Source organism: Arthrobacter sp. UNC362MFTsu5.1 (assembly GCF_000685965.1).
Lineage (GTDB): Bacteria > Actinomycetota > Actinomycetes > Actinomycetales > Micrococcaceae > Arthrobacter.
In genome coordinates, this window is the sequence record NZ_JMLE01000006.1 from 104,454 (window position 1) to 130,580 (window position 26,127).

A 26,127-nucleotide genomic window follows, 5' to 3' on the forward strand; every position below is an offset into this window, starting at 1 on the left:
AGGGTGCTGTGATCTGATGGACGCTATGGAGTCAACTGCAGGCGATTCATCAGCACAGGCCCAGGCACTGATCAACTGGGAGCTCGCAGCGTCAACAGCCGCGCGGCTGGCTCCCGCGGGCCCCGCGCTGGGGTCCGCCGAAATCGGGGCGGCCGTGGAGAACCTGCGCCTCATGGCGGACATTTCCGTGCCGCACGTCCACGACATCACCGGGCTGGAGGCGGCACGGGACCTCCGTGATTCGTCCGTGCTGGTGGTGGACCGCGCTTCCTGGGCCAAGGCCAACACCCAGAGCTTTGCCGTCATGCTGAAACCGGCCATGGAAAAGATGCTCGAAGGCCGGCGCGGAACCATGAGCCCCGGTGCCGCATCCGTGAGCGGAGCCATCACCGGAAGCCAGCTGGGCGCCGTGCTCGCCTTCCTCTCCAGCAAGGTCCTGGGCCAGTACGATCCTTTCTCGGCGCTCGCCGAGGACTCCACCGCCCCCGCCGCCGGGCGCCTGCTGCTGGTGGCGCCGAACATCGTCCAGGTGGAGCGCGAACTCAACGTTGCCCCCGAGGATTTCCGGCTGTGGGTCTGCCTGCACGAACAGACCCACCGCGTCCAGTTCGCCGCCGCGCCCTGGCTCCGCCACCACATGCTCAACGAAATCGACAATCTCAGCGAACACCTGCTGGGCAACGTGGACACGCTCCTCGAACGAGCATCGGCCGCGGCCCGGTCGCTGAAGGACCGCACGGCCGCCGGAACAGCGCCCGGCCGCGGCGCCATCCTGGACCTGCTGCAGGACCCGGAGGAAAAAGCTTCCCTCTCGCACCTGACTGCCGTGATGAGCCTGCTGGAGGGCCACGCCAACGTGGTGATGGACGCCGTGGATTCCAGCATCGTCCCGTCCGTCAAGACCATCCGGCAACGCTTCAACGCCCGTGGCAAGGACCGCGGCGTCGTGGAGAAGTTCATCCGCGGCCTGCTGGGCCTCGATGCCAAGATGCGGCAGTACACGGACGGCGCCAAGTTTGTCCGCGCCGTGGTGGACGTCGCCGGCATGGACGGCTTCAACCGGGTCTGGGAATCCGCCGGGAACCTGCCCACCGAACCGGAAATCCATGACGCCAAGCTCTGGCTCGAGCGGATGGGGCTCTAGTTGTCCCAACCCGCAACCGGACGACGGCGTCCCGGCCGGCTGTCGCCCGTCGTCGGCAAGGCGCGCAAAATGTTGCAGAACGCCCTGGCCGACGCCGGCTACCCCGGCCGGGTGCTCGTCGCCTGCAGCGGCGGCCCGGACTCCCTGGCCCTGGCCGCCGTCGCGTCCTACTTCGGGCGCCGCGGCCACGTGGACGGGCACCCCGTATCGGTGGGCGCCGTCGTCGTGGACCATCAGCTGCAGCCCGGCTCAGCCGGCGTTGCCGCCCAGACCGCAGACATCCTCCGGGGCCTGGGACTCTCTCCCGTGGACATCCGGCGGGTTGACGTCGCGTCCACCGGGATCGGCCCCGAAGCCGCTGCGCGGGACGCCCGGCACGCCGCCCTGGAGGAAGCCGCCGCCCAGGCCGGTGCCGGCGCGATCCTCCTCGGCCACACCCTGGATGACCAGGCGGAACAGGTGCTGCTGGGACTGGCCCGGGGCTCCGGAACACGCTCGCTCGCGGGAATGCGGCCGGTCCGCGGACTCCTGCTCCGGCCTTTCCTGGGCCTCCGCCGTGCCGACACCCTGGAGATCTGCGCCGTCGAAGGCCTGGACCCGTGGCACGATCCGAGCAATGCCGATCCGTCCTTTGCACGGTCAAGGACGCGGGTGGAGGTCCTTCCGATGCTGGAGGAAAAACTTGGTCCCGGCGTCGCGGAGTCCCTCGCCCGGACGGCGGCCATCCTGCAGCTGGACGCCGATTACCTCGACGACGTGGCGAACAGCACTTATGGGCAACTGGCCGAGCAATCCGGCGACGAAGTCAGCCTGCCTGAGAAAGCCCTGGGCGAGCTGGCCCCCGCCATCCGGTTCCGGGTGATCGCGAAGGCGGCCGCCGCCGTCGGGGGCCAGCAACCAAGCTATCAACGGCTGCTCGCCGCGGAAGCGCTCCTGCGCCGGCAGGGCTCCGCCGGTCCCGTGGAACTTCCCGGCGGCGTGAGTGCCTACCGGCTTTCCCTAGCGCAGATCCTCGCCGGCGAAGGGCAGAATCAGCTGGCCGGGGCGCAGGACGCTCCCAACGGCGGTCCCCGCGAAGCCGCCCGCTGTGGGAAGCTAGTATTCCGGCTTCACAAGCCGCCCCAAAAATAGTCGCACCCGCATCTACACAGGAGCCATTGGTGGATTCAAACGACGTCCAGGCAGACCTCAAGCACGTTCTCTACACCAAGGATCAGATCCAGCAGCGGATTACCGAGCTCGCTGCCGAGATCGACAAGGACTACGAGGGCCGGGAGCTCCTCATCGTCGGCGTTTTGAAGGGCGCGGTGATGGTCATGGCGGACCTGGCGCGGGCACTTCACAGCCACGTTTCCATGGACTGGATGGCAGTTTCCTCCTACGGTTCCGGCACCCAGTCATCCGGTGTGGTGCGGATCCTGAAGGACCTCGACACGGACCTGATGGGCAAGGACGTGCTGATCGTTGAAGACATCATCGATTCCGGCCTGACGCTGTCCTGGCTCAAGACCAACCTGGAATCCCGCGGCACCGCCTCTGTGGAAATCTGCACCGCCTTCCGCAAGCCCACGGCCGCGAAGGTCCAGATCGACGTCAAGTACGTCGGCTACGACATCCCCAACGAGTTCGTGGTGGGCTACGGCCTGGACTACGCCGAGAAATACCGCAACCTGGACTTCGTGGGCACCCTGGCCCCCCACGTCTACGAGTAGGCACACTCCCCGGGATCCCTCCCGGCCGGCTGGGCCCGAAAAGGCCGCGGCCATGCACCGCTACGCCTAGAGGGAACTTTTGCCCTACACCGTGCGTGATTCACTCCGAACGGTGTATAGCTAGAAGCTGACGCAGCACCACACGCGCGCAGACCAGTCGCCGTGCAGCACTACCAGGAGGGACGGGGCCAGCCCCCGATCAGATGAAAGCTAAGAGTTTCTTCAAGGGCCCGGGCATCTGGATCGTAGTTGTGGTCGGAATGCTCCTGCTGGCCTTTGCCACGCTCGCCCCCGGCGGGGCTACCCGGATCGACACCAAGCCGGGCCTCGAGCTTCTTGCAGACAGCGGCAAGGTGGAACAGGCCAAGATCTTCGACGCGGAAAACCGCGTGGACCTGGTCCTCAAGGACAACCTGGTCATCGACGGCCAGGACAAGGGCAAGAACGTCCAGTTCTTCTTCGTCAACGCCCGCGCCGCGGACGTGGTCAAGGCAGTCACCGACGCCAACCCCTCAAGCGGTTTCACTGACCAGCCGATCGAAAACAACTGGTTCTCCGGCCTGTTCTCCCTCCTGATTCCGGTACTGCTGCTGGGTGTCCTCTTCTGGTTCCTGCTTTCCCGCATGCAGGGCGGCGGATCCAAGATCATGCAGTTCGGCAAGTCCAAGGCCAAGCTGGTCAACAAGGACATGCCCCAGGTGACCTTCAGCGACGTCGCCGGTGCCGACGAAGCCGTCGAAGAGCTCCAGGAAATCAAGGAATTCCTCCAGGAACCGGCCAAGTTCCAGGCCGTGGGTGCCAAGATCCCCAAGGGCGTGCTGCTCTACGGCCCTCCGGGCACCGGCAAGACCCTGCTGGCCCGTGCCGTCGCCGGTGAAGCGGGCGTGCCGTTCTTCTCCATCTCCGGTTCCGACTTCGTCGAAATGTTCGTCGGCGTGGGCGCGTCCCGTGTCCGCGACCTCTTCGAGCAGGCCAAGGCCAGCTCGCCCGCCATCATCTTCGTGGACGAGATCGACGCCGTCGGCCGCCACCGCGGCGCCGGCATCGGCGGCGGCAACGACGAACGCGAGCAGACCCTCAACCAGCTGCTGGTTGAAATGGACGGCTTCGACGTCAAGACCAACGTTATCCTGATCGCCGCCACCAACCGTCCTGACGTGCTGGACCCGGCCCTGCTGCGCCCCGGCCGCTTCGACCGCCAGATCACCGTTGAGGCACCCGACCTCGTGGGCCGCGACCAGATCCTGCAGGTGCACGCCAAGGGCAAGCCGATGGCTCCCGGCGTCGACCTGAAGGCCGTCGCCAAGAAGACCCCCGGCTACACCGGCGCCGACCTCGCCAACGTCCTCAACGAAGCCGCCCTGCTGACGGCCCGCTCCAACGCCAACCTGATTGACGACCGCGCCCTCGATGAAGCCATTGACCGCGTTATGGCCGGCCCGCAGAAGCGCAGCCGCGTCATGAAGGAACACGAGCGGAAGATCACCGCCTACCACGAAGGCGGACACGCCCTGGTGGCAGCCGCCCTGCGGAACTCCGCCCCGGTCACCAAGATCACCATCCTGCCCCGCGGCCGCGCCCTGGGCTACACGATGGTGGTCCCGGAGAACGACAAGTACTCCATTACCCGCAACGAACTGCTGGACCAGATGGCCTATGCGATGGGCGGCCGCGTGGCCGAGGAAATCGTCTTCCACGATCCGTCCACCGGCGCCTCCAACGACATTGAGAAGGCCACCGGAACGGCCCGCAAGATGGTCACGGAGTTCGGCATGAGCGAACGCGTCGGCGCCGTCCGCCTCGGACAGGGCGGCGGGGAGCCGTTCCTGGGCCGCGACGCCGGCCACGAGCGCAACTACTCGGACCAGATCGCCTACATTGTGGACGAGGAAGTGCGCCGCCTGATCGACCAGGCGCACGACGAGGCCTACGCGATCCTCACCGAGAACCGCGACATCCTCGATTCCCTGGCCCTTGAGCTCCTGGAGCGGGAAACCCTCAACCAGGCCGAGATCGCCCACGTCTTCCGGGATATCCGCAAGCGCGACTTCCGCGAAGTCTGGCTCTCCAAGGAATCCCGGCCGGTGCAGACCGCCGGTCCCGTGGAATCCCGCCTCGAAAAGGCCGAACGTGAAGCCCAGGAAGAAGCCAAGGAAGCACGCCTGGAAGAGCCGCTGGACGCCCAGCCGCCCCACCCCCAGGGCGTGTCAAGCCAGGAGACCTTCGGCGGCGGTGTTACGGACGTCGGCGCCGACGGACCGCATCACGGCTAAGCTTCTGCTGTGAATCATTTCGACGACGACGACGTTTCCGGCTCCGCCAACCCCTCGACTGCAGACCATTCGCGGCATGGGGGAGGCACCAAGGTGGACCGCCCCAGGATCGAGGCGGCGGTCCGGGAAATCCTGCTGGCCATCGGGGAAGACCCGGACCGCGGCGGGCTGCTGGACACTCCCAAAAGGGTGGCCAAGGCCTATGCGGAAATGTTCGCCGGCCTGCACCACGACCCCGCGGAAATCCTGGCCACCACCTTTGACCTGGACCACGAGGAGCTGGTCCTGGTCAAGGACATTCCGTTCTACTCCACCTGCGAGCACCACCTGGTGCCGTTCCACGGGGTGGCGCACGTGGGCTACATTCCCTCACACGACGGCAAAGTCACCGGGCTGAGCAAGCTCGCCAGGCTGGTGGACATGTTCGCCAAGCGCCCGCAGGTGCAGGAACGGCTGACCACCCAGATCGTCGAAGCACTGGTGACGCACCTGAAGCCGCGGGGCGCGATCGTGGTCGTTGAGTGCGAACACCTCTGCATGTCCATGCGCGGCATCCGCAAGCCCGGTGCCAAGACCGTCACCAGTGCCGTGCGCGGTCAACTGCATGACCCGGCCACCCGCGCCGAAGCCATGAGCCTCATACTCGGAAGGTAATAAAACAGACTATGGACTCCCTCGCTGCTGCCCCTGGAACCGGACCCGCAACAAACCCCTTGCCCATCCTGCGTAAACCGCGGCCGGCAGCCAAGTTTGAAGATCTCCCCACGGACCGCACGCTGGTGATGGGCATCCTGAACGTCACCCCGGATTCCTTCAGCGACGGCGGTACGCATCCGACGCCGGACACGGCCATCGCTGCGGGCCTCCGGATGTTCTACGCCGGAGCCGACATCATCGACATCGGCGGCGAATCCACCCGCCCCGGCGCTGAGGAAGTCAGCCCGGAAGAGGAGCAGCGCCGCGTCCTGCCGGTGGTCGAGGCCATGGTCAAGGCCGGCGCCCTGGTCAGCATCGACACCACCCATGCGTCAACGGCAGCCGCTGCCCTCAAGGCCGGCGCCGCCATCATCAACGACGTTTCCGGGCTGACGATGGAGCCGGAGATGGCTGAACTGGCTGCCCGGACCGGCGTCCCGTACGTGCTGACCCACCGCCGCGGCGATGCCAAGACCATGACCTCCCTCGCGGAATACGGCAACGTGGCAGAGGAAGTCGCGGCTGAACTGGTGGGCGTGCGGGACAAGCTGTACGCGGCCGGGGTGGCGCCGGAACAGATCATCGTGGACCCGGGGCTGGGCTTCTCCAAGAACGATGTCCAGAACTGGGAGCTCCTGCGGAACATGGGACCGCTGGAGGCCCTCGGCCACAGGATCCTGGTGGGAGCTTCGCGCAAGCGCTTCCTTGGCACGCTGCTGACCGTGGCTGGCAAGGCCGCCGCTCCCCAGGAACGGGACCACGCCACCGCCGCCATCACGGCGATCAGCGCCGCCCGCGGCGCATGGGCTGTGCGCGTGCACGACGTCGAACCCAGCCTTGACGCCGTCAAGGTTGCCGCCCGGATGTCCGCCGCACCGCTCGGCGACTCCAGACCCACCAACTAGGCAGCCACGATGGACACAATCACGCTGAGCGGTGTTACCGCCGTCGGCCATCACGGGGTGTTCGATTTCGAACGCCGCGACGGCCAGCCGTTCATCGTTGATGCGGTGCTGCACCTGGATTTCAGCAAGGCCGCCGCCTCGGACGACGTCCTGGACACCGCCCACTACGGCGAGGTGGCCGAGCGGATCAAGCACTGGATCACCGGCGAGCCGCTGAACCTGATCGAGGCCCTGGCCGTGCGCATCGCCGAAGACCTGCTGCAGGAATTCCCGCTGGCCGCCGTCGACATCACGGTGCACAAGCCCAAGGCGCCCATCGAAGTTGAGTTCGGCGACGTCTCCGTCAGCGTGCATCGGCGGCGCTCATGAACCCGCCGTACTCGAACAACCCTTATGTCCGGGCCGTCCTGGCCCTGGGCAGCAACCTGGGGGAGCGGAACGACACCCTTTCCAGCGCGGTCGCGGACCTGGTGGACCGGCCCGAAGTGCGGCTGACCGCGGTGTCCCCGGTGGTGCAGACCAAAGCCGTCGGCGGGCCGGAAGGCCAGCCGGACTTCCTGAACATGGTGATCACGGTAGAGACCTCGCTGCCGCCGTCGGAACTGCTGCGCCACTGCCAGGCCGTGGAAAACAAGCACCACAGGGTGCGCGAAGTCCGGTGGGGTCCGCGGACCCTGGACGTGGACATCATCACCTACGGGGACCTGGTGAGCGCGGATCCCGCCCTGACCCTGCCCCATCCGCGGGCTGCCGAGCGTGCGTTTGTGCTGTATCCGTGGTCGCTGATCGACCCGTCGGCGGAGCTCAACGGTGTCCGCGTGGGTGAGTTGGCGGCCCGCGCCGCCGACTTTCCCGATCTTGCCCCCTTCGACGGTTTCGGGGACTTCGACGGCCTTCCCACCGCGGGAGCAGTGGAATAGGCCGTGAAACCCGTCAACCCCTTCCTGCTGATCGTCGTCGGGCTGATCCTCGCCATCGCCGGCTGGTTTGCGACCGTCATGACCACCCGCTACGGCCTGGCCACCCCGGTGCTGCCCCAGACCGGCCTGGTGACCATGGGCGTGATCGTGGCACTCACGCTGGTGCTCGGAATCCGCGTCCTGCGCTGGCGGAACGGCAACAAGAAGAAAATGCTCAACCCCATCCTGGCCGCCTGGACGCTGGTCCTCGCCCAGGCCTGCGCGTACACCGGGGCCGTGCTCCTGGGCTGGCACGCGGGAATCTTCCTGGACCTGCTGAGGCTCTGGAACCTGCGCAGCGACCAGGGAATCACCTGGCTGGCGCTTTCCATGGCCGGCGGCGGACTTGCGATGATCATCGTCGGGCTGGTGGTGGAACGCTTCTGCCGGATCCCGCCCGAAGACGGCGACGCCGACGGCGCGCCGGGATCGCCCGGAAGAGGCGCCCGCAAGCCCAAGGGGGAGGGCGAATATGCGTACCGAGGCGATTGATCCGCCGGGGATCTCCTGGCTCCGCGTTTCACCCAAATACGTCACCGTCCGCCTGGTTGAATGGGCGGTCGGCAACCTCATCGCCGTGGGATTGCTCTCACTGCCGATCGTCTTCACCCTGGCGGGCTGGTGGGTGTGGCTTCCGCTCTGGCTGGCCATCACGGTTCCGGCCGTCATGCTGCTGCTGGCCGTCTGGCGGCTGCTGCTGATACCGCGCCAGGTGCGCGCCATCGGGTATGCCGAGCGCGACGATGATCTGCTGATCCGCAGCGGCATCTTTTTCCAGCGCACCCTGGTGGTTCCCTACGGCCGGATGCAGTACGTCGACATCGGCGTAGGTCCCGTGGAACGCGCCCTCGGGCTCTGCACGCTGAAGCTGCACACCGCGTCCGCCGGCACCAACGCTGAAATCCCGGGCCTGCCTGCCGACGAGGGGGCACGGCTCCGCGAGCAGCTTTCCGCCCGGGGCGCTGCACGGCTGGCCGGGCTGTGACCCCAGGCTACGCCGCGACCCCTGAGGGTCCCGTGGCCACCGAGGGGCCCGGGCAGGTTTCCGGGAAGCCCGACGGCGAGTGGCTGAGGGTACACCCTGCGTCGCCGTTCATCCGGGGCTGGGTAGCGCTTGCCGCCATCGGCTACTTCTTCGGCCGCGACACTTTTGAGCGGCTCCTGCAGGGCCGGCCCCTGATGGATGACATGTTTGCCGGGCGCGTGCCGTTCCTGGTCGCCGGCGGCGGGCTGGTCCTGCTGTTGTCCGTACTCGGGTTCATCATGACCTGGTACTTCACCCGCTACCAGGTGGCCGAAGGCTATGTCCGGGTGAACACCGGCTTCCTGTTCAAGCAGCAGCGGCAGGCCAGGCTGGACCGCGTGCAGGCCATCGACATCGTGCAGCCCCTCCTGGCCCGGGTCTTCGGCCTTGCCGAGCTCAAATTCGAGGTGGCCGATGCCGGCGAATCGGCGGTCCGCCTGGCCTACCTCCGCATCGACGACGCCCGCCAGCTGCGGGCCACCATCCTGGCCCGCGCGGCCGGGCTGGAACCCGACCCCGAGCGGCCGGAAGCAGCCCTGCCGGAGGCGCCGGAATTCCCGGTCCTGGCCGTCCCGCCGTCGCGCCTTGTCGGTTCGCTGCTCCTGAGCGAGCAGAGCTTCTTCGTGGTGCTGGGCGCGGTGGCGTCCGTGGTGCTCTCAACCATCACCGACAACCGCAGCTTCTACTTCTACCTGATCCCTGCCGTCCTTGGCCTGGCCGCCGCCTACTGGGGGTCCTTCAACAAGGGCTATAACTTCACCGCCGCCATTTCGCCCGACGGCATCCGGCTCCGCTACGGGCTGCTGGACACGCAGGCGCAGACCCTTCCGCCGGGCAGGATCCAGGCCCTGAAAGTGACGCAGCCGCCGCTGTGGCGGATCTTCGGCTGGTACCGGATGCAGGTGAACGTGGCCGGCTACGGCGGCCCCGGCAGCAACGGCGAGGCCGCCTCACGCACCACGATCCTCCCGGTGGGAGTCCTGGCGGACGTCATGAGGATGCTCTCCCTGGTGCTCCCCGATCCCGGAACAGCGGACCCTGCCCGCGTCTTTGGCGCCGGCCTGACCGGCCTTGCCCCCGCGGGAGCGGCCTCCGGTGCGGAGACTCCCGCGGGAGTGTCTTCCGGCGGGGCGCCCGACGGCGGGTTCGTCACCAGCCCGCGCCGCGTGCGGCTGCTGGCTCCCCTGGGCTGGCGCCGCAACGGCTTCGCCGCCACGGATACGGCGCTGCTTATCCGTTCCGGCCGGCTGTGGCGCGAGCTCGTGGTGGTTCCGCACCAGCGCACACAGTCGATGGCCCTGCACCAGGGGCCGCTGGCGCGGCGATTCCGGGTGGCGGACCTGGTCCTGCACACCACGGCCGGTCCGGTATCGCCCCGGGTCATCCAGGCCGGACTGGACGAAGCCCGGGCCCTGTTCGATGCCCAGGCAGCCCGCGCACGGGAAGCCCGCAAACGCCAGACCAGCGAGCAGTGGCTCGCGCAGGTCGCGCCGGAGGCGACGGCGGACCGGCACACTCCCGACCACCCCCAGAACCACGAGGAAGGCCCGCAACATGGCTAAGCCAGGACGCCTCGGCATCGGAATCATCGGTGCAGGCAAAGTCGGAGCCGTGCTCGGTGCAGCACTCCGCGCGGCCGAGCACGCCGTCGTCGGGGTTTCCGCCGTCTCCGACGCAAGCCGCGAACGCGCCGAAACCCTGCTGCCCGGCGTGCCGGTACTCGACGTGCAGGACATCGTGGAACGGTCCGAACTGGTGCTGCTCGCCGTTCCGGACGATGCCCTCGGCGACCTCGTGCAGGGACTCGCGAAGCTGGGTGCCTGGCAGCCCGGACAACTCGTGGCCCACACCTCGGGCCGCTTCGGCGTTGGCATCCTGCATCCGGTGCGGGCAGCCGGTGCCATCCCGCTCGCGCTGCACCCCGCCATGACCTTCACCGGCATGAGCCTGGACCTCACCCGGCTCCTGGACTGCACCTTCGGAGTCACGGCGGACGCCGCGATGCTGCCCATCGCGCAGGCCCTGGTGGTGGAGATGGGTGCCGAACCGGTGGCCATTGCCGAGGGCGACCGTACCCAGTACCACGCGGCCCTGGCGCACGGCTCCAACCACATGGTCACCCTGGTTGCCCAGGCCTCCCAGCTGCTGCGCGAAGTGGGCGTCGAATCCCCAGAACGCATGCTGGGCCCGCTGCTGCGGGCAACGCTGGAGAATGCACTTGCCTCCGGCGAGGCAGCCCTCACCGGGCCGGTGGCCCGGGGCGACGTGGGCACGGTTGCCGCGCACGCGGAGGCCCTGCGCGAACACGACGCCGGTGCAGGCGGCGATATTCTCGAGGCATACCTGGCCATGGCGCGGGCCACCGCCCACCGCGCCGGGAGCCGGGGGCTGCTGAAGCCCGACCAGCTGGACGCGATCCGGAAAGCACTGGCCGGGGAAGACGGTCTGGATGACAACGGGCCGGACAACGACGGGCCGGACAACGACGGGCCGCAGGCCACTGGAGGTAACTGACTTGGCGATCAAACTCGTGACCACGGCGGCGCAGCTGCGCGCCGAAAGCGCCCGGCTGCTGACGGAGAAACAGGGTTCGTCGCAGGGCCTCGTTCCCACGATGGGCGCCCTGCACGAAGGCCACGCGAAGCTGGCGCGCACCGCCGTCGAACAAAACGACGTGGTGGTGGCCAGCATCTTCGTCAACCCGCTGCAGTTCGGCGAGGCCGTGGACCTGGACCGCTACCCCCGGACCCTGGAGGCGGACATGGAGCTCCTGGACGCCGAGGGCGTGGACCTGGTGTTCGCGCCGTCCGTGGAGGAGGTCTACCCCGGCGGCGAACCCCTCGTCCGCGTGACGGCAGGACGCCTTGCCGGGAAATGGGAGGGTGCGTCCCGGCCGGGCCACTTCGACGGCGCACTCACAGTGGTGGCCAAGCTGCTGCACTACGGGATCCCGGGGACCGGACTGCCCGGCGGAGGCGCGTTCGTGACCGGCGCCGGCGCGGGACTGCCCGCGTACCGCGCCTACTTCGGCCAGAAGGACGCCCAGCAGCTGGCGCTGGTGCGTCGCATGGTGGCGGACCTGAACTTCCCGGTGGAGATCGTGGCCGTGCCGACTGTCCGTTCCGCCGACGGCCTGGCCCTGAGCAGCCGGAACAGGTTCCTGTCCGCGGAGGAACGCGAAGCCGCCCTGGTCCTCTCCCGTGCGCTGCGGCTCCTCGAAGAGCGGGCCAACGCCCACGAACCGCTCGACCTGGAATCCGCCCAGGCCCTGGTGGAATCACAGCCCCTCGTGGGACTGGACTACTTCGACGTGGTGGACCCGGACACCCTCGAACCCCTGGCGGAGAACTGCAAGGAGACACCGTTCCGCGGCGAGGGCCTGGCCATCATCGCGGCGAAGGTGGGCCCGGTCCGGCTGATTGACAACGTGCCCCTCAGCTCCTGAACTTTTTTCCAATGACGGGAATTACCCCGAGGGATACACTGTTGGAATCTGCAGCGACGAAGCTCGCCGGAAACCACTTCACATCTCCCTGAGGGAATCCCCATGTCTACAGACGTCTCTTCCAACGCCCACGGCGACCCCGTGGCCCCCGCCGCGCCAGCGTCTGAGACGGTAACGGCGACCGGCCCGGCGAAGATGTCCCGCGAGTCGGTCACCATCATCGTCACACTGCTCGTTGCCACCTTCGTGGTCATCCTCAACGAGACCATCATGAACGTCGCCCTCCAGCGGCTCATGGTGGACCTTGGTGTCGATGCGCCTACGGTGCAGTGGCTGTCCACGGGCTTTATGCTCACCATGGCCGTGGTCATTCCCACCACCGGATTCATCCTGCAGCGGCTGTCCACCAGGGCGGTCTTCATGCTGGCCATGGGGCTGTTTTCGGGCGGCACGCTACTGGCGGCGCTTGCTCCGGGATTCGAAGTCCTCCTGCTGGCACGCATCGTGCAGGCCGGCGGCACCGCCATCATGCTTCCGCTCCTGATGACCACCATCCTGACGCTGGTCCCCATCGAACGGCGCGGCGCCGTGATGGGCAACGTCAGCATCGCCATTTCGGTGGCCCCGGCCATGGGCCCCACCGTGTCCGGGCTGATCCTCGAGCACTTCACGTGGCGCTTTATGTTCGTGTTCGTCCTCCCCATCGCCCTGGCCGCCTTCGCCATCGGAGCCCGCTACCTCACCAACATCGGCGAATCCGAGAAGACCCGGCTGGACATCCTTTCCGTCCTGCTGACCGTGCCTGCCTTCGGCGGCCTGGTGTACGGGCTTAGCCAGGTCGGCGGAGGCCACGGCGGGCAAAGCGGCCCCGGAACGCCAGCCCTGGCCGCGCTGGCAATTGGCCTGGTGGCCATGACGGCGTTCGTCTTCCGCCAGCTGAAGCTGCAGAAGTCGGAGGGCCCGCTGCTGGACCTGCGCGCATTCAACTTCCGCATGTTCACGGTGTCCGTGCTGCTCCTGGTAGTGGCCATGATCGCACTGTTCGGCGCCGTCATCCTGCTGCCGCTGTACCTTCAGGAAATCCGCGGGCTGAAGTCCCTGGAGACCGGCCTGGCCCTGCTGCCCGGCGGCCTGGCCATGGGCCTTCTGGGCCCGTTCATCGGCCGGCTTTTCGACAAGGTCGGACCCCTTCCCCTGACCGTCACCGGCTCCGTCATGATGGTGCTGTCCCTGTGGCAGTTCTCCATGCTGAACGCGGAAACAGCCGTCTGGTGGATTGTGATGCTGCACGTGGTCCTCAGCCTGGGCCTGGCGCTGCTGTTCACCCCGGCGTTCACCACCGGACTCAACCCGCTGCCGCCGCACCTCTACTCGCACGGCTCGGCCATCATGAGCACCCTGCAGCAGGTTGCCGGTGCGGCCGGAACCGCGCTCCTGGTCTCGATCTACGCCGTCGTGTCGGCAGGATCGGGCATCGTCGCAGGCATGCACGCAGCGTTCCTGACGGCGGCAATCATCGCCGTCGCCGCCGTCGTGCTTTCCGCCATGATGCGCAAGACCGCCGGTGCGGAGCACCCGGTGCCGGCGGCGCACTAACGTCCCATTAAGCGCGAACGGACAGTTGGGGCCCCACAGAGCGGGCCCCAACTGTCCGTTCGCGCTGTGTGCGGTAAACCGGCGTCAGCCGGCGAAGAACTCGCTGAGTTCGCTGATCAGCTTGTCGGGGGCCCGGTTGACGCCGTCGTGGCCCGCGCCGGGCAGGATGGTGTAGCTCGACCCGGACAGGACGTCGTGGATCTGGCCGCAGGCGATGCCGAAGTAGGCGGGGCTCTTTTCGCCCACGATGATCAGGGTCTCAAGCGGTAGGGCCAGGAACGGCTCGGCCGGCATGTCGGCGGCGATGATGGCCTTGATCTCGCGCACCCCGGTCTTCATCAGCTCGCGCTGCTGCTTGCCGATGGGCGTTCCGGCGGTGAGCTTGTTGGCCAGCGTGAGCATTGAGAGCGGCATCCGGGAGGACAAAGCCCCTCCCGTTTCGAGTCCCCGGACCAGCACGGCGAGGGCGCGGTCGTCGTCGCCGGCAGCGGTGGCGCGTTCGTATTCGGCGATCCAGTCAGCTTTCACGCTGTGGTTCACGGAGACGGCGGGATCGTAGACGGCGAGCCGTTCCACCGGCAGCGTGCGGGCCGCGTGCAGAGCCACGGCGCCGCCGAAGCTGTGGCCGAAAACGTCGGTGCTCGCCGTGTGCCTCATTACGGTGTCCAGGTCGCGGATGTCCACGTCCAGGGTGTAGTCCTCGGGCTGCGGTGACGATTCGCCGCGGCCGCGCCGGTTGAACGTGTGCACGGGCCGGCCCAGCGAAGCACTGAGTTTCTGGGCAAAGCGCGTGTAGTCCGCGGCGGTGACCATGGAAGCCTGAACGACGACGACGCCCGAGCCCGCCGAAGCCAGCTCGGCCCCCGTGGTGTAAAGCTCCAGCGTTCCGCCGTCGGGTGTTTTGATGTTCTCGCGCGTCATGTTCCGAGCCTACCCGGGGCGGCAGGAACCGCGCAGCAGCTTCGGCCCGGCACGCAGTGCGTCAGCCCTTGTAATACGCGGAGATGTCCTCGACCAGTTCCTTGACGGCCGCGGGAATGGAGGCATGGACGCACTTGGGTGAAACCTGGAGGGCGCTGCCGGGCACCGCACGGTGCAGCAGTTCCGCCGTCACCTTGTAGTACCGGGGGCTCCTGGCTCCCACCATGAACCGGGTGTTCGGCGGCAGGACGGAGAAGTCGCGGACGTGGTCGGCCTCGTCGAACACCGCCTTCAGCTCGCCCACCCCGCTGGGCATGAGCTCCTTGAAGAGCCGGTTCACCTTGGTCCGCGACACCAGCGCCATCAGCCCGGCAAGGACCGGCTCCGGAATCCTGGCCAGCGCCGAGCTTGGCTGCATGCCCTTCTTGAGCTTGGCCAGGGCGTGCGGGACGTTTCCCTCATTGACTGAGCGTTCGAAACCCTCCAGCCAGGACGTATCCACGCTGCCGTCGATGTTCACGGCGGCGTCATAGACCGCAAGCTTGTCGGGCTGGTGGGCGGTGCCGATGAACTCCTGCACGGCGTTGAGCGCCACGGAGCCGCCCAGGCTGTGGCCGAAGAGGTTGCGCGCACCGGTGGCGTCCATGATGGTCCGGACGTCGGCAATCTCGGTGGCCATGGAGTAGTCCGCGGGCTGCGGCGTGGAATCACCGCGGCCGCGCCGGTCGTAGACGTCCACCGCCCAGCCGTCCCCGAGGCCCTTGGACAGCGCCTCGGAAAACGGCCGGTAGATCGAAGCCGTGAGGAAGGCTCCGCCGATCACCACCACACGGCGCTCGCCGGGGGCATCGACGGTCCCGTAACTGTACAAAGCCAGCCGTCCGCCGTCATGTGCGGGGATGACCTGCTGCTTGACTGTGCCCTCACGGGCGCGGGTTTCCTTCACCGGCCCATCCTAAAACGGTTGCCCGGCGGAATCCCGGCGGCGCGGAGGCGCTGAAGCCGCAACCCGGCGTCGTCGGCCAGGAACCGCGCGGCGGTGAGGGCAAGCCGGGCCCCCGGACGGAGCGGGCCTTCGTGCAGCTGCCCGGGAACGAGGGCGAAGTCGATCGCCTGGACTGACGCCGCGAGCTGGCGGCCGGTTTCGGCGAAGTACGCCGGGCTCCAGCCGCCGCTCAGCATCAGGGTGGGGGTGGTGATGCCGGCGAAATCCTCCAGCTCGGCGTCGGCCTGGAGCACGGCCCGCATTTCGACGACGGCGGTGGGCAGCAGCTGCCGCATTTCGGCGCCGAGGCGGGTCCGGGCGGACAGGATGCTCAGCATGCGCAGTGCGCCGAGGGGCAGTTTCGACACCGGCCCGGCGGTCTCCAGCCCCTGGACAAGATGGGCCCACGCCTGGTCGAGCTGCCCGGCCGCCATGGAGTGTTCGAGTTCCGGCCGCCACCGGCGGCTGAGGCTGCCGGAGAGGGAAACCGCGGCGTCGTACGTCACGAGCCGCCGGATGGACCCGGTCCGGGCCGCCTGCAGCGCCACGAACCCGCCGTAACTGTGGGCCACGACGTCGGCGGAGCCGGTTGTCCGCATGACGGCCCGGAGGTCGCTGACCTCCGTCGCCGCCGAATAGTCTTCGCGCTGCTCGGAGGAACCTCCCCGGCCGCGGCGGTTGTAGGTGTGCACCGGCCGCCCCAGCAGGCGGGCGAGCTTGAGCGCGAACGGCCGGTACAGCGCGTCGGTCACCAGGGTGCCGTGGATTACGACGACGCCGGGTTGCGCCGCGCCGTCCGCTGCGGGAAGTGCCGCTGCGGGAATTGCGGTGGCGGGAGCAGGACTGAAGGAGTGCACCTGAAGGTGACCCTCGCCGTCGTCCGTCCTGATCGTCCGAGTTTCCACAGCCCCGAGTCTATGCCCACCCCTCGAAGCGAAAACGCCCGGGGGAGGGGATCCCGGGCGGCCGGAAAACATGCCGGGGAACTCCCGGTAAACTTAGGGATTGTGACTTCCCAAAACACCCCCACCCCGACCAATGCTGCCGAACCGGCGGACGCCAGCGAACAGATGCGCATCCGCATGGAGAAGCGCGCCAAGCTGATTGAACGCGGCGTTGAGGCCTACCCGGTGGGTGTTGAACGCACGCATTCCCTGAGCGAAGTCCGGGAGAAGTACGCACACCTGCAGGCCGACGAGACCACCGGGGACACCGTGGGCGTCACCGGCCGCATCGTCTTCATCCGCAACACCGGCAAGCTGTGCTTCGCCACGCTCCAGGAGGGCGGCACGGACGGCAAGGGCACCCGCCTGCAGGCCATGCTGAGCCTGGCCAACGTGGGCGAGGAAGCCCTGGCCGAGTGGAAGGCCCTGGTTGACCTGGGCGACCACGTCTTCATCAAGGGCGAGGTCATTTCCTCCCGCCGCGGCGAGCTGTCCGTAATGGCGGACTCGTGGTCCATGGCGTCCAAAGCGCTGCGCCCGCTGCCCGTGCTGCACGCCGGCCTGAACGAGGAAACCCGCGTCCGCCAGCGTTACGTTGACCTGATGGTCCGCGACGAGGCCCGCGAAATGGTGTACACCCGCGCCGCGATCACCCGCTCCATCCGCGAGAGCCTGCACCGCCGCAACTACGTCGAGGTGGAAACCCCGATGCTGCAGCTGGTCCACGGCGGCGCCCTGGCCCGGCCGTTCGAGACCCACATGAACGCCTTCGACCAGAAGATGACCCTCCGCATCGCCACCGAGCTGTACCTCAAGCGCGCCGTGGTGGGCGGCATCGACCGCGTCTACGACATGGGCCGGGTGTTCCGCAACGAAGGCGTGGACTCCACACACAGCCCGGAATTCACCACGCTGGAATGCTACGAAGCCTGGGCCGACCAGTTCGTCATGGCGGACCGCATCAAGGAGATCATCCTCGACGCCGCCGACGCCGCCGGCGTGGGCCGCACCCTCCAGACCGAAGCCGGGGAGATCAACCTCGACGGCGAATGGAAGTGGCTGGCTGTCTACCCGGGGCTTTCCGAGGCCGTGGGCCAGGAAATCACGCCGGACACCACCGTGGAGGAACTGCGGGCCGTGGCGGCCAAGCACGACGTCAAGGTGGATCCCAAGTGGGACGCCGAAAAGCTGGCCGTTGAACTGTTCGGCGAAATCGTGGAACCCACGCTGCTGAACCCCACCTTCGTGTATGACTACCCGCCCTCCGCGCAGCCGCTCGCACGCCAGCACCGTGACGACGATCGCCTGATCGAGGCCTGGGACCTGATCATCGGCGGCATGGAGCGCGGCACGGCCTTCTCCGAGCTCATCGACCCCGTCATCCAGCGGGAGCGCCTCACCGAACAGTCCATGCACGCAGCCGCCGGTGATGTCGAGGCCATGCAGCTGGATGAAGACTTCCTCCGCGCGCTCGAGTACGGCGCTCCGCCCATGGGCGGCATCGGGCTGGGCATCGACCGCCTGGTGATGCTGTTCACCGGCGCAGGCATCCGCGAAACAATCCTCTTCCCGCTGCTGAAGCCCGAAGGGCACTGACCGTGGAGTACGTTGCAGTCCTCCTGCCGTCCCTTGTAGTCGGGTTGCTTTTCTGGTTTGCCATGAAGTCGATCTTCAATGCCGATAAGTCGGAGCGCCAGGCGGAAGCGCGCGCCCAGGCCGAAGCGGACGCCCGCTCGGCTGAAACCAATCAAGGCCCCAATGGCGCGCCGAATACCGGGACGAATGCCGGCAACGGGAACGGCACAAACTAATACTCCCGGTATATTCCTGCCCACCATTCACAGGAACCTTTTGGCGCTTTGACGCGTTGCCATAAACCGGGGGATACTTTTCACAGATACATCCTGCTTTTCTGCATACCCGTCCTTTCCAAAAGAGAGAATTTATATGGCACAGAAAGTAAAAATCATCCTTGTCGATGATCTGGATGGGGGAACCGCGGACGAAACTGTCCGATTTGGCCTTGACGGCGTCAGTTACGAAATTGACCTGTCGGGTGCCAATGCTGCAGAACTCCGCTCCTCCTTGGAGCGGTTTGTTTCCAGCGCCCGCAAGACGTCCACCGGCCGCGCCACCCGTACCAAGGTCTCAGGCGGCAGGAACCAGGACTCTGCACAGATTCGCCAGTGGGCCAGGGAGAACGGTTACGCGGTTAACAGCCGCGGCCGCATCCAGGCTGAAATTCAGGAAGCCTACCAGAAGGCAAATTCCTAGCACTGCCGCAGTTTTGCGTGGAAAATCAATGCCCCTGCCAATCGGCGGGGGCATTGCCTTTTGAATACCAGTGCCTGCCGGTGAAGCCGCCCGGGTAAAGCGGTGCCTGCTATTGCGCGGATATTGCGGCGGGGAACAAGGCAGTTACTAGGCGGGGACGAGTTCCGTGTTCAAGTTCGGAGCGGCCGAGCCGCATTAGAAGTCGCTCAAGTCGCGGGATTCCGGACCGATAACAAAGCCATTAGGCGCGGAGTTCCGGCACTGCCGCGGCCCTGATGACCAGGGAAGTCAACCCGGAAGGACTGCCCCGGGTTTCCCCTGTGGCGAACACGCTCCACAAGTCCGGGTCTGCCACGTAGCATCAAAGTACGTCGTAGCTAGGAGTGTGGCGAAATGTTTGAGCGATTTACGGACCGTGCCCGTCGCGTAGTTGTGCTTGCCCAAGAAGAGGCACGCATGCTGAACCACAATTACATCGGTACCGAACACATCCTCTTGGGTCTGATCCACGAGGGTGAGGGCGTTGCCGCCAAAGCTCTGGAGTCCTTGAGCATTTCGCTCGACGGCGTACGCGAGCAGGTGCAGGAGATTATCGGCCAGGGCCAGCAGGCCCCGTCCGGCCACATCCCCTTCACCCCGCGCGCCAAGAAGGTGCTGGAGCTCTCGCTCCGCGAGGCACTGCAGCTGGGCCATAACTACATCGGCACGGAGCACATCCTGCTGGGGCTCATCCGCGAGGGTGAAGGTGTGGCTGCCCAGGTGCTGGTGAAGCTCGGAGCGGACCTCAACCGCGTCCGCCAGCAGGTGATTCAGCTGCTCTCGGGCTACCAGGGCAAGGAGACCACCGGCGCAGGCGTCGGGGCCGGCCAGCCGGAAGGAACTCCTGCAGGTTCCGTGGTCCTGGACCAGTTCGGCCGCAACCTGACCCAGGCTGCGCGCGAGAACAAGCTGGACCCGGTCATCGGGCGCGAACAGGAAATGGAACGCGTCATGCAGGTCCTTTCCCGGCGCACCAAGAACAACCCCGTGCTCATCGGCGAACCCGGCGTCGGCAAGACCGCCGTCGTCGAAGGACTCGCCCAGGCGATCGTCCGCGGGGACGTCCCGGAGACCATCAAGGACAAGCAGCTCTACACGCTGGACCTTGGATCCCTGGTGGCAGGCTCCCGGTACCGCGGTGACTTCGAAGAGCGCCTGAAGAAGGTGCTCAAGGAGATCCGGACCCGCGGCGACATCATCCTGTTCATCGACGAGATCCACACCCTGGTGGGTGCGGGTGCCGCCGAAGGCGCCATCGATGCCGCGTCCATCCTCAAGCCCATGCTGGCGCGAGGCGAGCTCCAGACCATCGGCGCCACCACGCTGGATGAATACCGCAAGCACATCGAGAAAGATGCAGCGCTTGAGCGCCGCTTCCAGCCGATCCAGGTCAAGGAGCCTTCGGTGGCGCACGCCATCGAGATCCTCAAGGGCCTGCGCGACCGCTATGAAGCGCACCACCGCGTGACCATCACCGACGGCGCCCTTGCCTCGGCAGCCAACCTGTCCGAACGCTACATCTCGGACCGCTTCCTGCCGGACAAGGCCATCGACCTCATCGATGAAGCCGGTGCACGCCTGCGCATCCGCCGCATGACCGCTCCGCCGGAGCTGAAGGCCATGGACGAGCGCATCGCCGAACTCAAGATGGAGAAGGAGTCCGCGATTGACGCGCAGGACTTCGAAGGTGCCGCCTCGCTGCGCGACAAGGAGCAGAAGCTCATTGCCGAGCGTGCCGAGAAGGAACGCCACTGGAAGACCGGCGGCATGGACGACATCTCCGAGGTGGATGAGGATCTCATCGCCGAGGTGCTGGCGAATTCCACCGGTATTCCCGTCTTCAAGCTGACCGAGGAAGAGTCCTCGCGACTGCTGAAGATGGAAAGCGAACTGCACAAGCGCGTCGTCGGCCAGGACGAGGCCATCAAGGCCCTGTCCCAGGCAATCCGCCGCACCCGTGCAGGCCTGAAGGACCCCAAGCGTCCGGGCGGTTCGTTCATCTTTGCCGGCCCCACCGGTGTCGGCAAGACCGAGCTCGCCAAGGCCCTCGCGGAGTTCCTGTTCGGTGAAGAGGATGCCCTCATCACGCTGGACATGTCCGAATACTCCGAGAAGCACACGGTGTCGCGCCTCTTCGGTGCCCCTCCGGGCTACGTCGGCTACGAAGAAGGCGGGCAGCTGACCGAAAAGGTCCGCCGCCGTCCGTTCTCCGTAGTGCTGTTCGACGAAGTGGAAAAGGCCCACGCGGACCTCTTCAACTCACTGCTGCAGATTCTGGAAGACGGCCGCCTGACCGACTCCCAGGGCCGCGTGGTGGACTTCAAGAACACGGTGATCATCATGACCACCAACCTCGGCACCCGGGACATCTCCAAGAGTGTCGCCACCGGCTTCCAGTCCGGCACGGACACGCAGACCGGCTACAACCGGATGCGCGCCCGGGTCACTGAAGAGCTCAAGCAGCACTTCCGCCCCGAGTTCCTGAACCGTGTTGACGACGTTGTGGTCTTCCCGCAGCTGACCCAGGACGAGATCATCGAGATCGTCGACCTGTTCGTTGGCCGCCTCGAGAAGCGCCTCAAGGACAAGGACATGGGCATCGAGCTCACCAAGGCTGCCAAGGTTCTCCTGGCAACCCGCGGCTACGATCCCGCCATGGGTGCCCGGCCGCTGCGCCGCACCATCCAGCGCGAGATCGAGGACCAGCTGTCCGAGAAGATCCTCTTCGGGGAGATCCACGCGGGCGACATCGTAGTGGTGGATGTGGACGGCGAAGGCGACGACGCCAAGTTCACCTTCGAAGGAAACGCCAAGCCGCGCATCCCGGAAATCGCTCCGAGCGTCTAAGCATCACCGCCAAGGCCCGTCTGCTCCAAAAGGAGCCGGCGGGCCTTTCGCGTTGCCGCCGGGTTCCCGTGGCCGGGCCGGGCGCTGACCGTCGCCTCCAGCTCGGCGCCGTCGCCTTCAGCCTTTGCGTGGGCGGGGTGTGAAAGTAGTGTTTCACTAATAGTGAACGTGCTGTGATCTGGCCCACGGTCGGTGTTGAATCTCTTCATGGCTTCCCAAGACTCAGCGATCCTGAGCGAACAACCGGCGACCCCTTTCCACGATATTGACCACTACCTCGCCATACCCCGGGTGAGCGGCCTGGCGCTGAGCCCGGACGGAAAGCGCCTGGTGACCACCGTCGCCACGCTCAACTCCAAAGGCACCGAGTACGTCACCGCCCTGTGGGAACTGGACCCCGCGGGTGAGAAGCATGCCCGGCGGATCACCCGCAGCGCCAAGGGCGAGGCGGGTGCTGCCTTTGCCTCCACCGGCGATCTCTACTTCACGTCCGCCCGCCCCGATCCCGAGAGCCCGGACGACGAACCTGTCAGTGCACTCTGGCAGCTGCCCGCCGACGGCGGCGAGGCCCGGGTGGTCCTTTCGCGCGCGGGCGGAATCAGCCACGTGATGTCAGCCCGGGACACCGGGGCCACGTTTGTCACGGCCTCCGTCCTGGCAGGTTCCCCCGATGAGGAGGCGGACGAAGCGCGGCGGAAGAGCCGCAAGGACAACAAAGTGTCCGCCATCCTCCACAGCGGCTACCCTGTGCGCTACTGGGATGCCGACCTGGGCCCGGACCAGCCGCGGATTTTCGCTGTCGAGCCAGGGGAGGGGAAGGAGCGGGGCAAGCCGGCAACGGTCGATGCCGCCGCGCCGCTGAAGCTCCGGAACCTGACGCCGGACGCGGCAGGACTGTTGCGCAACGCGGATTCGGTGGTCAGCCCGGACGGCAGGACGATCTACACCAGCTTCGACAAACCCCTCGCCAAGGCCGACTCGCGCTCGGTCCTGGTGGCCGTCGACGTGGCCACAGCAACGCACAGGGTCCTGCTGGACCGCGAAGGCATGAGCTACTTTGCCGGGCCGGTGAGCCCTGACAACCGCACACTGGTGGTGCTGAGCGAATCGGACAGCACTCCCCTCGAGGCTCCGCAGGTCAGGCTCCACCTGCTGGACGTCAGTGCGCCGGGGGATCCGGAAGCGAACCTCCGGCCGCTGGCCCGCGACTGGGACCGCTGGGCCATCAAGGCGGCGTGGCTGCCGGACGGCTCCGCCCTCCTGGTAACGGCCGACGACGACGGCGCGTCGCCGGTTTTCCGGATCACAGTTCCGGCGTCTGCCGGCGAAGCGAGGGTCACCCGGGTGACCCGGGACGCCGCCGCCTACACCGACGTCGTGGTTTCCCCGGACGGGCGCAGCGCCTACGCGCTGCGGAGTTCGTACGAATTTCCGCCCGAGGCAGTCCGGATCGACCTGGAGACCGGGGACGTCACCCGCCTCCAGGCTCCGGCTGAACGCCCGCACATCCAGGGCTCCCTGGAGCGCCTTGACACGACCGCCGCCGACGGCACGCGGGTGCCCGCCTACCTTGCCCTGCCGGACGGCGCCTCCGCGCAGGAACCGGTGCCGCTGCTCCTCTGGATCCACGGCGGACCCCTGGGCTCGTGGAACGCATGGACGTGGCGCTGGAACCCGTGGCTGCTGGTGGCCAAGGGCTACGCCGTCCTGCTGCCGGATCCGGCCCTTTCCACCGGCTACGGGCAGTCCTTCATCCAGCGCGGCTGGGGAGAGTGGGGGAAGGCGCCCTTCACGGACCTTATGGAAATTACGGACGCCGTCGTGGAGCGCCCCGACATTGACGCGGAGCGTACAGCTGCCATGGGCGGCTCCTTCGGCGGCTATATGGCGAACTGGGTGGCAGGCCAGACGGACCGCTTCGGCGCCATCGTCACCCACGCAAGCCTGTGGGCCCTGGACCAGTTCGGCCCCACCACCGACGCCTCGCAGTACTGGCTGAAGGAAATGACGGCCGAGATGGCGATGGCGAACTCGCCGCACCTGCACGTCGAGAAAATCAGCACGCCCATGCTGGTGATCCACGGCGACAAGGACTACCGCGTGCCCATTGGCGAGGGCCTGAGGCTCTGGTACGAGCTGCTGTCCAAATCGCAGCTGGCAGCGGACAGCGACGGCCGGACGCCACACCGTTTCCTCTACTACCCGGACGAGAACCACTGGATCCTGCAGCCGCAGCACGCCAAGGTCTGGTACGGGGTCGTCGAGCACTTCCTGGCGAAGAACGTGCTGGGCAGCGACCTGCCGTTGCCGCCGGATCTGGGGCTCTAGCCGGACGGAGGTCGGCCGTAAGATGGGGGCTGTGACTGAGACCTTCCGCATCCGCCCTGCCCGCACCAGCGATGTAGCTGCCATCAAGCGCCTGGTGGCTCCGCTGGCGGACAAGAGGATCCTGATGGCCAAGGAAACGGTGGCCTATTACGAAAGCCTGCAGGAGTTCAGGATCGCGGAGTCGGCCGACGGCGAGGTGATCGGCTGCGGCGCCCTGCACGTCATGTGGGAGGACCTCGCCGAGGTGCGCACCCTCGCGGCCTCGGACGCGTGGCGGGGCAAGGGCGTGGGCCACGTCCTGGTGGAAAGCCTGCTGGAAGAGGCCAGGGCGCTGGGCGTCTCGCGCGTGTTCTGCCTGACGTTCGAGGTGGATTTCTTCAAGAAACACGGCTTCGATGTCATGGCTGACCAGACGGCCGTTGACCCTGTTGTCTATTCCGAGCTGCTCCGCTCGCATGACGAAGGTGTGGCGGAATTCCTGGACCTCGCCCGGGTGAAGCCGAACACGCTGGGCAACACCCGGATGATCAAGGCCCTCTAGCCCCGTCACGTCGCAGGCGTGCCCGGTACCATCCATAATGTCGTATTTCTAAACTCTTCCCATATATCGAATCGATGTATAAAATTAATCAAGCCTGCCAGTAACACCAGAATCCCGAAACCACTTCAAAGGACAGAAATGCGCGAGCACGCCATTTTTCCGGATTTTTCGGCGTTTCAAATGGACCTGCCGACAGTACTGACTCGAAGGGATCCGCTGAGTCAGCCCTGCGAGTCCTCGGCATTCCACATAGGCGCCGCGGCGTGGCCGGATTTCCTCCCGGCATCCTGGGGGAAGCGCTGAACCCGGCCGGGGGACACAAGCTGGAAGGGGAAGGGACAGTCTATTGGGGGCTGTCCCTTTCTTTTGCCCTCGCTGAACCGGCCTCCGGCGCCGGCTGAACCAGCCGATTCGACAGAGCGCTACCGTTGCCCGGGCCGCGGTAGTACTGTCAAGACAAAGCCGCCAGGACACTCCAGGGAGCACTCCAATGAAGAAGCTGATCAACGATCCCCGCGCTGTAGTGGACGAGTCCGTGGAAGGCTTCGGCCTGGCCCACGCAGACCTCGTAACCGTCAGTGCCGAGCCGAAATTCATTACCCGCAAGGACGCCCCGGTGGCAGGGAAAGTGGGCCTTGTCAGCGGCGGCGGCAGCGGCCACGAGCCGCTTCACGGCGGCTTCGTGGGGCTGGGAATGCTCGACGCCGCTGTGCCGGGTGCCGTCTTCACCTCGCCCACGCCCGACCAGATCATTCCGGCCACCCTGGCCGTGAATTCCGGCGCCGGTGTGGTGCACATCGTCAAGAACTACACCGGCGACGTCCTGAATTTCGAAACGGCCGCCGAAATGGCGGAGGCCGAAGGCGTGCAGGTGCGGACTGTCCTGGTCAATGACGACGTCGCGGTTGAAGACTCGCTGTACACGGCCGGCCGGCGCGGCGTGGGCGGCACCGTCCTGGTCGAGAAGATCGCCGGTGCGGCCGCGGAACGCGGCGATGACCTGGACGGCGTCGCCGCCATCGGAGACCGCGTCAACCAGAACGTGCGCAGCATGGGCGTGGCACTGACCGCCTGCACGGTCCCCCACGCCGGTACGCCCAGCTTTGATTTGGAAGAGAACGAAATCGAAATCGGCATCGGCATCCACGGTGAGCCCGGGCGGCACCGGATCCCCATGGAAAATGCCGACGGCATCACCGACCGACTCCTGGAGCCCATCCTGTCCGACCTCGGCATCGCCTCCGGCGACAAGGTCCTCCTGTTCGTGAACGGCATGGGCGGCACCCCGCAGAGCGAGCTGTACATCGTCTACCGCCGCGCGGCGCAGGTGCTCGCGGAGAAGGGCGTCACGGTGGAACGGTCCCTGGTGGGCAACTACATCACCTCCCTCGAGATGCAGGGCTGCTCCATCACGGTGCTGCGGCTCGACGATGAACTCACCACGCTCTGGGATGCGCCGGTCCACACCGCTGCGCTGCGATGGGGCATCTGACA

General features: G+C 66.8%; 24 protein-coding genes. 21 read left to right on the forward strand and 3 right to left on the reverse strand.

The genetic code is table 11. The features are described 5' to 3' along the window. The first annotated feature begins 25 nt into the window (after window positions 1-25). The 14 genes from BS38_RS0107980 to BS38_RS0108045 all read left to right on the forward strand — a co-directional run bounded on the left by BS38_RS0107980 (window position 26) and on the right by BS38_RS0108045 (window position 13,754). Window positions 26-1,144, forward strand: coding sequence for a zinc-dependent metalloprotease (locus tag BS38_RS0107980; protein ID WP_028270318.1), 1,119 nt, complete (start codon window positions 26-28; stop codon window positions 1,142-1,144). Window positions 1,145-1,213: 69 nt separating this feature from the next. Continuing rightward, window positions 1,214-2,275, forward strand: a complete 1,062-nt coding sequence (gene tilS, locus BS38_RS0107985; RefSeq protein ID WP_028270319.1) for a tRNA lysidine(34) synthetase TilS — start codon at window positions 1,214-1,216, stop codon at window positions 2,273-2,275. Window positions 2,276-2,304: 29 nt separating this feature from the next. After that, the gene (hpt, locus tag BS38_RS0107990; protein ID WP_028270320.1) at window positions 2,305-2,856 is read left to right on the forward strand and encodes a hypoxanthine phosphoribosyltransferase; all 552 of its coding nucleotides are present in this window, start codon (window positions 2,305-2,307) and stop codon (window positions 2,854-2,856) included. Between the two features lie 203 nt (window positions 2,857-3,059). Beyond that, on the forward strand, window positions 3,060-5,129 hold the full coding sequence (ftsH, locus tag BS38_RS0107995) for an ATP-dependent zinc metalloprotease FtsH (RefSeq protein ID WP_028270321.1): 2,070 nt from the start codon (window positions 3,060-3,062) through the stop codon (window positions 5,127-5,129). Between the two features lie 9 nt (window positions 5,130-5,138). Beyond that, entirely contained in the window at window positions 5,139-5,783 is a 645-nt protein-coding gene (gene folE, locus BS38_RS0108000; protein ID WP_028270322.1) for a GTP cyclohydrolase I FolE, read from the forward strand. Window positions 5,784-5,794: 11 nt separating this feature from the next. Then, the gene (folP, locus tag BS38_RS0108005; RefSeq protein WP_028270323.1) at window positions 5,795-6,730 is read left to right on the forward strand and encodes a dihydropteroate synthase; all 936 of its coding nucleotides are present in this window, start codon (window positions 5,795-5,797) and stop codon (window positions 6,728-6,730) included. A 9-nt stretch (window positions 6,731-6,739) separates the two neighbouring features. Further along, window positions 6,740-7,099, forward strand: coding sequence for a dihydroneopterin aldolase (gene folB, locus BS38_RS0108010; protein ID WP_028270324.1), 360 nt, complete (start codon window positions 6,740-6,742; stop codon window positions 7,097-7,099). After that, window positions 7,096-7,650: a 2-amino-4-hydroxy-6-hydroxymethyldihydropteridine diphosphokinase gene (gene folK / locus BS38_RS0108015; protein ID WP_028270325.1), complete on the forward strand. Its 555-nt coding sequence runs from the start codon at window positions 7,096-7,098 to the stop codon at window positions 7,648-7,650. The genes folB and folK overlap by 4 nt, the downstream gene beginning before the upstream one ends. Before the next feature lie 3 nt (window positions 7,651-7,653). Beyond that, the gene (locus BS38_RS0108020) at window positions 7,654-8,181 is read left to right on the forward strand and encodes a DUF3180 domain-containing protein (RefSeq protein ID WP_028270326.1); all 528 of its coding nucleotides are present in this window, start codon (window positions 7,654-7,656) and stop codon (window positions 8,179-8,181) included. Then, a complete protein-coding gene (locus tag BS38_RS0108025) occupies window positions 8,162-8,674 on the forward strand; it encodes a PH domain-containing protein (RefSeq protein WP_028270327.1) in 513 nt (170 codons plus the stop codon). Before BS38_RS0108020 ends, BS38_RS0108025 begins: the two co-directional genes overlap by 20 nt. 32 nt (window positions 8,675-8,706) lie before the next feature. Continuing rightward, on the forward strand, window positions 8,707-10,275 hold the full coding sequence (locus BS38_RS24710; RefSeq protein WP_051628788.1) for a PH domain-containing protein: 1,569 nt from the start codon (window positions 8,707-8,709) through the stop codon (window positions 10,273-10,275). Beyond that, a complete protein-coding gene (locus tag BS38_RS0108035) occupies window positions 10,268-11,227 on the forward strand; it encodes a Rossmann-like and DUF2520 domain-containing protein (RefSeq protein WP_028270328.1) in 960 nt (319 codons plus the stop codon). Before BS38_RS24710 ends, BS38_RS0108035 begins: the two co-directional genes overlap by 8 nt. A gap of 1 nt (window position 11,228) precedes the next feature. Then, complete coding sequence (locus BS38_RS0108040; RefSeq protein WP_028270329.1) at window positions 11,229-12,158, forward strand: 4-phosphopantoate--beta-alanine ligase; 930 nt, start codon at window positions 11,229-11,231, stop codon at window positions 12,156-12,158. A 102-nt stretch (window positions 12,159-12,260) separates the two neighbouring features. After that, window positions 12,261-13,754 carry a DHA2 family efflux MFS transporter permease subunit gene (locus BS38_RS0108045; protein WP_028270330.1) on the forward strand — a complete coding sequence of 498 codons (1,494 nt, stop codon included), beginning with the start codon at window positions 12,261-12,263 and terminating at the stop codon, window positions 13,752-13,754. Between the two features lie 84 nt (window positions 13,755-13,838). On the opposite strand, the gene BS38_RS0108050 is transcribed toward BS38_RS0108045, so the two are convergent. The 3 genes from BS38_RS0108050 to BS38_RS0108060 form a co-directional block, all read right to left on the reverse strand. Further along, entirely contained in the window at window positions 13,839-14,675 is an 837-nt protein-coding gene (locus tag BS38_RS0108050) for an alpha/beta fold hydrolase (RefSeq protein WP_028270331.1), read from the reverse strand. 61 nt (window positions 14,676-14,736) lie between these two features. Continuing rightward, entirely contained in the window at window positions 14,737-15,621 is an 885-nt protein-coding gene (locus BS38_RS0108055) for an alpha/beta fold hydrolase (protein ID WP_043438048.1), read from the reverse strand. Further along, window positions 15,618-16,565 carry an alpha/beta fold hydrolase gene (locus tag BS38_RS0108060; RefSeq protein WP_028270333.1) on the reverse strand — a complete coding sequence of 316 codons (948 nt, stop codon included), beginning with the start codon at window positions 16,563-16,565 and terminating at the stop codon, window positions 15,618-15,620. The genes BS38_RS0108055 and BS38_RS0108060 overlap by 4 nt, the downstream gene beginning before the upstream one ends. A 102-nt stretch (window positions 16,566-16,667) precedes the next feature. Here BS38_RS0108060 and lysS point away from each other — a divergent pair, with 102 nt between their 5' ends. The 7 genes from lysS to dhaK all read left to right on the forward strand — a co-directional run bounded on the left by lysS (window position 16,668) and on the right by dhaK (window position 26,125). Then, complete coding sequence (gene lysS / locus BS38_RS0108065) at window positions 16,668-18,200, forward strand: lysine--tRNA ligase (protein WP_028270334.1); 1,533 nt, start codon at window positions 16,668-16,670, stop codon at window positions 18,198-18,200. 2 nt (window positions 18,201-18,202) lie between these two features. After that, the gene (locus BS38_RS0108070; RefSeq protein WP_028270335.1) at window positions 18,203-18,415 is read left to right on the forward strand and encodes a hypothetical protein; all 213 of its coding nucleotides are present in this window, start codon (window positions 18,203-18,205) and stop codon (window positions 18,413-18,415) included. A gap of 136 nt (window positions 18,416-18,551) precedes the next feature. Further along, the gene (locus BS38_RS0108075) at window positions 18,552-18,878 is read left to right on the forward strand and encodes a histone-like nucleoid-structuring protein Lsr2 (RefSeq protein WP_028270336.1); all 327 of its coding nucleotides are present in this window, start codon (window positions 18,552-18,554) and stop codon (window positions 18,876-18,878) included. Window positions 18,879-19,271: 393 nt separating this feature from the next. After that, entirely contained in the window at window positions 19,272-21,764 is a 2,493-nt protein-coding gene (locus BS38_RS0108080; protein WP_028270337.1) for an ATP-dependent Clp protease ATP-binding subunit, read from the forward strand. A 207-nt stretch (window positions 21,765-21,971) separates the two neighbouring features. Then, window positions 21,972-24,092 (forward strand): S9 family peptidase, encoded by a 2,121-nt coding sequence (locus tag BS38_RS0108090; RefSeq protein WP_028270339.1) that lies wholly within the window; start codon window positions 21,972-21,974, stop codon window positions 24,090-24,092. A 22-nt stretch (window positions 24,093-24,114) separates the two neighbouring features. Beyond that, complete coding sequence (locus BS38_RS0108095) at window positions 24,115-24,633, forward strand: amino-acid N-acetyltransferase (RefSeq protein WP_043438053.1); 519 nt, start codon at window positions 24,115-24,117, stop codon at window positions 24,631-24,633. A gap of 490 nt (window positions 24,634-25,123) precedes the next feature. Next, window positions 25,124-26,125: a dihydroxyacetone kinase subunit DhaK gene (gene dhaK / locus BS38_RS0108105; RefSeq protein WP_028270341.1), complete on the forward strand. Its 1,002-nt coding sequence runs from the start codon at window positions 25,124-25,126 to the stop codon at window positions 26,123-26,125. Window positions 26,126-26,127 lie beyond the last annotated feature (2 nt).